This is a genomic window from Moorena sp. SIO4A1, assembly GCF_010672065.1.
Lineage (GTDB): Bacteria > Cyanobacteriota > Cyanobacteriia > Cyanobacteriales > Coleofasciculaceae > Moorena.
Map to the genome: position 1 here is coordinate 1 of NZ_JAAHHX010000513.1, position 1,741 is coordinate 1,741.

Here is a 1,741-nt window from a genome sequence, read left to right on the forward strand (position 1 = left end):
GAGTGCCACCACTAATTTTTCGACGGGTGACAAATTCTCGGATGTCAGACTCGGCTGCATTGTTGTGGAGTGGAATATCCGGATCATCAAGAACCCTCAGAAGCTGTTTCTTGTTTTTCCTAAATCCGATCAAGGTGTTATTGAGGGTGGGGTGTTGCAAATAGCACCGACCTTTAACCTCATCAAAGCGAGCCGATAAATACTTCTTGTGCTGCTCACTGGGAGTCTTTGGGTAGGTTTTTAGCTCTTGGTAATAGTCCCACAAGAGGGTTTGGACTTCTTCAATTTGGGCGCGAAACACAGCGGTGCTCCCCTGTAATTTGCGGATGGCTCGTTCAGCATGAACCCAGCACAAGGCATGGACCAGGAGATTAAACTGGCCTGCACCATCGGAAAGAATCACCAACCTCTCACTAACTCCCGCCTCAATCAAACCTCCCAGCAGAGCCGCTTCTGTGACCAACCGAACCCCCAAAGGCGTGACTATACCGATAGAATCCAAATATTGATTCCAGGCTTGGGTGCTATTGGCCAAGACAAAGGAAGTCAAACTCCAAAACCTTCCATTGCTTTTTCCCTAATTTATAGCTCTGTAAATACTTGCGGGAACACTCCCCCACGTACATAGCTTGGTTTATGGCCGTGGAGTTGCTCCAAAAAGTTGCTCCGACTCTTGCTCAGAGTACTGGCAAAGTAACTAAACCACTCATTGCCAATCACTGTGCAATACCCATTCTTACCTCCCTGGCGGGCTCCGGTATCATCCGTGTGAATGTACTTTGAGTAGCCCAAGCCTGTTTCTAACACTGAGGCTTGTTCGTGATGAAACTCCTCTAGTTTTTCGGTTAATATTCGATTAACTTGGCCTACTGAGATATCGATTCCCCAATCTTTTAGCTGTTGATATATCAACGGTTGCGGCACTCGATTTTGGTAGTGTTCATGCAAGATATAACCTACCAACTCCGGACCATAATGACCCGTCAAGCTATACTCTCGCGGCAACTGGGCACAAATAACACTCCCATCCTCTAAAACGTACTCTGCCAACAAAAATCGAATATTGTTGCGCTTTATACATAGTTCTTGGACATCATATTCCCGATACCCATTGAATCTTGCTCCTTCTGGCAACTCCTCTAGGTCTATTTTGCGTTCTTCATTGACCACGAACCCCTGTTTCTTACTGCTATGGGCAGAACCAGGTCGTTTGCTACTCTGTTGCTGAGACTCAATGCCTTGGTGCGCGTTTACTCGCTTTTAACTGGGGCTTCTTGCTCAGTTTCTTTTTCTGCCGTAACTCTTCTTCTAATTGACTGATGCGTTCGGTTAACTCTTTTACCTGTTTCTCTAATGCTTGATTCTGCTGAGCCAACAACCCTATTATTGCTTGCTGCTGTTGCACAAACAAGCGCAGACGTTCCTCCTCTGGGAGGTCGGTTGTTTCGTCAAGAGTGGCCAGCACAGGAATTTCAGTCATATTTCTGTTAGACCAGATTTACGTACTTTTGGCAAGGGGGCTGCCAACATAGATCCCTTCACAGGGGGTGCAGGGGTAATTGAGAAGTTACAAAATCGACACTAAAAGAGTTAGATGAAAACCCATTCTAGAGGTATAGCAGTCGCCATCATAGTTAGGACAAAGAAAACGAAAAGCCCTTCCACTTATCGTCCGATTTCTGTCATGCCTTTTCCTTACAGCGAAGACCTGCGCCAAAAAGTAATTCAGGCGATCGAACTC

At 46.1% G+C, this 1,741-nt stretch carries 3 protein-coding genes; all 3 read right to left on the minus strand.

Annotated elements, in window-relative coordinates:
• The coding region (locus tag F6K53_RS40075; protein ID WP_293085630.1) for a transposase at nt 1-550 on the minus strand (550 nt) is incomplete at its 3' end.
• Nucleotides 551-582: 32 nt separating this feature from the next.
• Nucleotides 583-1,170, minus strand: coding sequence for a transposase (locus F6K53_RS40080; RefSeq protein ID WP_293085632.1), 588 nt, complete (start codon nt 1,168-1,170; stop codon nt 583-585).
• Nucleotides 1,171-1,231: 61 nt separating this feature from the next.
• Nucleotides 1,232-1,480: a hypothetical protein gene (locus F6K53_RS40085; protein ID WP_293085635.1), complete on the minus strand. Its 249-nt coding sequence runs from the start codon at nt 1,478-1,480 to the stop codon at nt 1,232-1,234.
• Nucleotides 1,481-1,741: the final 261 nt, after the last annotated feature.